Annotated in this window: 5 protein-coding genes; 4 read left to right on the forward strand and 1 reads right to left on the reverse strand. The window is 31.7% G+C overall.

Annotated features, from left to right (window positions below):
• The first annotated feature begins 113 nt into the window (after positions 1 to 113).
• Together A2255_01485 and A2255_01490 are read left to right on the forward strand one after the other, a co-directional pair.
• Positions 114 to 1,289, forward strand: a complete 1,176-nt coding sequence (locus A2255_01485) for a hypothetical protein (protein OGI23399.1) — start codon at positions 114 to 116, stop codon at positions 1,287 to 1,289.
• Positions 1,290 to 1,733: 444 nt separating this feature from the next.
• Positions 1,734 to 2,591, forward strand: coding sequence for a hypothetical protein (locus A2255_01490; GenBank protein OGI23403.1), 858 nt, complete (start codon positions 1,734 to 1,736; stop codon positions 2,589 to 2,591).
• 315 nt (positions 2,592 to 2,906) lie between these two features.
• Here the strand turns inward: A2255_01490 and A2255_01495 are convergent, their stop codons facing one another.
• Positions 2,907 to 3,476: a Rossman fold protein, TIGR00730 family gene (locus tag A2255_01495; GenBank protein ID OGI23400.1), complete on the reverse strand. Its 570-nt coding sequence runs from the start codon at positions 3,474 to 3,476 to the stop codon at positions 2,907 to 2,909.
• Between the two features lie 202 nt (positions 3,477 to 3,678).
• Here A2255_01495 and A2255_01500 point away from each other — a divergent pair, with 202 nt between their 5' ends.
• Positions 3,679 to 4,443, forward strand: coding sequence for a hypothetical protein (locus A2255_01500; GenBank protein OGI23401.1), 765 nt, complete (start codon positions 3,679 to 3,681; stop codon positions 4,441 to 4,443).
• A gap of 154 nt (positions 4,444 to 4,597) precedes the next feature.
• Positions 4,598 to 4,870, forward strand: a complete 273-nt coding sequence (locus A2255_01505; protein ID OGI23402.1) for a hypothetical protein — start codon at positions 4,598 to 4,600, stop codon at positions 4,868 to 4,870.
• Positions 4,871 to 5,056 lie beyond the last annotated feature (186 nt).

Below are 5,056 nucleotides of genomic sequence, written 5' to 3' on the forward strand. Positions count from 1 at the left end.
TTCTTATTTGTTTTGTATAGATTCTATTTTTAATGAATGCCTAAGAGAAATCTTGCTTAAATCTTAATTTATATGCTAGATTTAATTTGATTATTATCTTAAAGGCTAATTTCATGTTTCAAACGCTAATATCAAAAATATTTAATACCTCTATTAGCAACACACCATCAAATTCTCAAAACAATAACGAGCATAACAGTCAGACAACAAACGATTTGAATATATTTAAAAATATAATTCTTGTAATTTTTGTTCTAACTTTAGGTTTTTTGGCTTACAAAGTTCAAACAATTCTCATTTTATTCTTTGCTTCATTTGTTATAGCAAGTGCAATAGACCCATTAGTAGAACTTCTCAGCAGAAAAATGCCAAGAAAAGCTGCTATATTTCTTATTGCATTAGCAGGTCTAATAGTCATAGCTGTATTCTTAATACCACTTATAAATATTTTTATTCGGCAAACTCTTTTATTCTTAAATCAAGCTCCTGCTTACTGGGCAAAAATACAAAATCTGGCAGGTAATCAAACGAATGAGGTAGGCTTAGTTAGTATAGTTAATAATTTAGGAATAAGACAATTAGTAAATTACATTGAAACCCTTAATATTATACCTGATGTCTCCCAAATAATTACAGCTATATCAGGAATTGGCCAGAATGTTATCAGCGGCTCCGTAAATTTAACAAAAGGTTTCATATCTTCAGTTATCTTTATTTTTACATCAGCAATAATAGTCCTTTACATGCTAATAGACAAATACTATCTAAAAGATAAATTTTTAAACCTTTTTCAGGAAAAAGACAGACTTGAAGTAAGCAGAATAGCTGGATTAATATCAAAAAAAGCTGGAGGCTATGTTATCAGCTTAGTAATTATGGTATTTACTATAGGCCTAATTATTTCTATAGGATTAGCTTTAATTGGAGTGAAATTTTCTCTAATACTGGGCACAATAGCAGGCATACTTGATATAATTCCGATCGTTGGACCAATAATCGGAGTAAGTATCATTATCCTGGTAAGTTTAGCTCAAAAACCAATTCTGGCACTATGGGCTTTCATCATTTATATTGCTGCACAATGGTTAGCAGATACGTTTATAAGACCTCTCATTTTTGGTAAATTTCTTAATCTTCATCCATTAACCCTAATATTCTCTTTACTGGTAGGAACAATACTACTAGGATTTATCGGAATAATATTGGCACCTGCTTTTGCTGCAACGATAAGTGTTTTACTTGATGAATTATATATCAAAAAACTTAATAAAAAAGAAATTATCGAGTAAAAACGCTAACCATTTTAACCAGGCTTTATCAAAATAATCCCTGATTTTTGCCGGAACAGATGTTGTGGGCTTCAAAATTATTTTTTATCCTAAAAATAACTTGTAATAAGGAGGTAAGAAAAAATTCTTACTGGATGTCATGCCGGACTTGATCCGGCATCTTACCAATGTTGCCAACTGGTTAAATAAATTCGGGATGACATTTAAAATTTTATGTAAAAACTTTTTCTTTCTTACTTAAGGACAGCGGAAAAAATCATTAAGGATTTTGATGAAAAATCCGTTATGATTTTTACAGACTGCTTCCTGTAACCAGTCATTAATCGAGTAATAAAAAATACGTAAGAATTTTTTATTACGTCCTTTATATCGCTATTTAAGGTGTCGACAATGGTAGAAAAAAGACAAAATCCTGAAGAGCCACCATTAGAACTAGATGAACCTATACATGTGGAAGATTGTAAAACTCCTGCTTGTATAGCTCATCATTTAAGCAACACAATTATGCTGGCTAAAGCCAAAACAGGTTTTAGCAGACTTTTTATTCTTGGATTTTTAGCTGGTGTTTATGTAGGTTTTGGTGGCGAAATAGCTACCGTTGTAGGACAAGATCCTGCTAATATGCTTGGATCAGGAATTATCAGAATGATAAGCGGAGCCGTTTTTACAGTAGCACTTGTTCTTATTATTATTGCAGGGGGAGAATTATTTACGGGCAATACTCTAATTATGCTTTCTTTGCTGGAAAGAAAGACAACAATTAATTTATTACTGAGGAACTGGGTCATTGTGTATGCTGCTAACTTTATTGGAGCCATATTTATAATTATAATTCTTTATTTAACAGGCTTATGGGCTCAAAGTAATTTTTTAGGCTCTGTTGCAGGGCTAAAAATTGCAGCATTGAAAGTAAACCTGACTTTTGTTGAAGCATTTACACGAGGTATATTAGCAAACTGGTTAGTATGCCTTGCTATATGGATGTCTGTTGCAACAAGACAAGTTATAGGTAAAATATTTGCCGTATTTTTTCCAATTTTAACTTTCGCTGCTTCAGGTTACGAACATTGTATTGCAAATATGTACTTTATAACTAAAGGTTTATTCTTAAAAACAATGCCACAAGTAGTAAATGCTGCTAATTTAAGCCAGAATGAATTAGCAAATTTAACTGTCTCAGGATTTATATTTAATAACTTAATTCCGGTAACTTTGGGAAATATCTTTGGAGCAGTAATTTTTGTTGCCTGCTTATACTGGTTTGTATTTTTAAAAGGCCGAACCCCGGTAGAAATCAAATAAACTTCCGGTAATAGCCTAAAATAAAGTGATGAATTTATTTTATGGAAGTAACAAATAATTTTAACTTAAAATTTTATAGTCAGCAAAAACGTCAATACTTAAGTGAAACAAAAAGTCTCAAATCGTTATATTATCATCCCGCACTTGTTTCGGGATCTATCTATGTTGTAATTCTAAGCTATAAACGTTAATTGGATAGATGCCGGATCAAGTCCGGCATGACAAAATGGCTTTATCCCTTATAATTATCTCAAATATTTACCACTCATTTTTTTACCATCACCAAATTTCCCAACTTACATAATTAACAAATAATTACCATCTGCTAATAAAGTCTGTAGAAGAATATTGCTCAACAAAAGTAACAGCACTTTCTATGTCTGATGCAATATAGTATGAATCTTTAAGATTCGCATTTGCAAAATTATGCTGGAAAATATGCTCAAATAACTGGACAAGCGGATCATAAAAACCGTTAATATTAACTATTACTAAAGGTTTATTATGAAATCCCAACTGTCTTGCTGTTATCATCTCTAAAATTTCTTCAAGTGTGCCAAATCCACCCGGAATAGTAATAAAAGCATCTGATTTTGCTTCCATAGTTGCTTTACGCTCACGCATGTCTTTAGTTACTATTAATTCATCAGCCTGTTCATAACACACTTCTTTATTTCTTAATCCTTCAGGGATTACTCCTATAACCTCGCCACCACAATGATGTACTGATTTAGCCACCTCTCCCATTAATCCAACACAGCCTCCACCATAAACCAGGGTATGACCTCTGGTTGCTATTAAAGTACCTAGTTTATTTGCTGCTCTAAAGAAAGCAGAATCAACGGTATTACTTGCTGAACAGTATATACAAATATTTTTCCCCATTATTTTCTCCTAAAATACTGAATAAGCATTTCAAATATAGCTTAACTCAAATCAATACTAAACTAAAACCTTAAACACTGCTTTTTTGACTCGTTAATTCAGTTTATCTAAAAGACTTTTAATATCGCAATTATAGTACAATGTTTTACAGTGTAAGATTTTAATGTAAGCAGACAATCTGGGTAATGAAGAGGATTTTTTTATGATACACGTTATTTATAGAACCTGCGGAGGAGAGGAGACAAGAGAAAAACACAAGAAATATCGACTTCATGGAGGCTATACATTTAATCCTAATGCCACTTATCAAAGAACAGAATGGTTTGATAAAAGAAAATACTTTAAATCAATGGCTGAAGAAATAATAAACGAAGATGTAAAAGTAACCGTAGTATTTGATGGCCCTGGGGATTACCTTAAAGAATATATAGAAAAAAATTATGTAGAAAAATACCCTGACAAATTTTCTTTAATCAATATAGGTCTTTGTAGTAACGTGGGTTCTTTAAGAAAGTGCTACGAAATTGCTAATGAAGATAAAGTATCAGATTATTTTTATTTTCTTGAAGATGATTATTTACACAGACCAGGCTGGCATAAAGCCTTATTGGATGGACTGAAATGTTTACCGGAAGAATCTATAGCTACTCTTTATGATCATCCTGACAGATATACCAGAAACGATGATATATGCCAGGGCCAAGAATTTATAATAATGACACCAACATCATATTGGAGAACGGCAGAAAGCACCACCTGTACATGTATTATTAGCCAGCAAATGTGGCAAGCCGTCAATCAGCTTTTCATAGCCTATGGAGTATGTGATAGAGGCTTATATATAGAATTATATAAAGCCGGTGTAAGACTTTGGCAACCCATACCAGGTTACAACACCCATGATCATGTGGATTTTCTTTCTCCATTTATTGAATGGGAAAATATATGTAAAACAATTGAACTATAAGGACAGCTGCAAAAAATTGGCTGAAATCTCCTATTTCTAATATAAATTTAATATATTTGTATGATTTTTAATATTTGCTTATTATTTAGTATTTTAATTAGAATCAATAATTGTTTTTTTAAAAATATCTTTCTTAGAAAAGGAGATCTAAATTATGAATATCCAACCAACCGATCATGGAGTCAGAGCCTGGACATTAGAAGATTTTTCAGGAAAAGGAAAAGCTCTGGGTCATACTAAAAATAAATTTAGTGATTTAGTAAAGCCAGAAACACCAGTAACGCCACCTGAATCATCTACAGATCCTATAGTCACAACCCCTATAGAAACACAAGAAAATACTGATAATTCTGAATTTTTAAATAGCGATAATACAGAACCTTTATACCCTATTGATCAATCTAGTACGGTTGATTTCTTGGTTTAAAGTTTTCCTGACTAATTGATCGCATTAAACATCCTTAAACTCTGGTCTATATTTAACAATCATACCTTGAAGACTATTTGTTTTTATTCAACCAAGAAAGCTTTATAAAATTTATAAATAATAAACCGCCAATATTATTCTGGCGGTTTATTTGGAATTATTTGAGAATTTTAAAATTCTTTTAAG

Source organism: Candidatus Melainabacteria bacterium RIFOXYA2_FULL_32_9 (assembly GCA_001784615.1).
Classification (GTDB): Bacteria; Cyanobacteriota; Vampirovibrionia; order Gastranaerophilales; family UBA9579; genus UBA9579.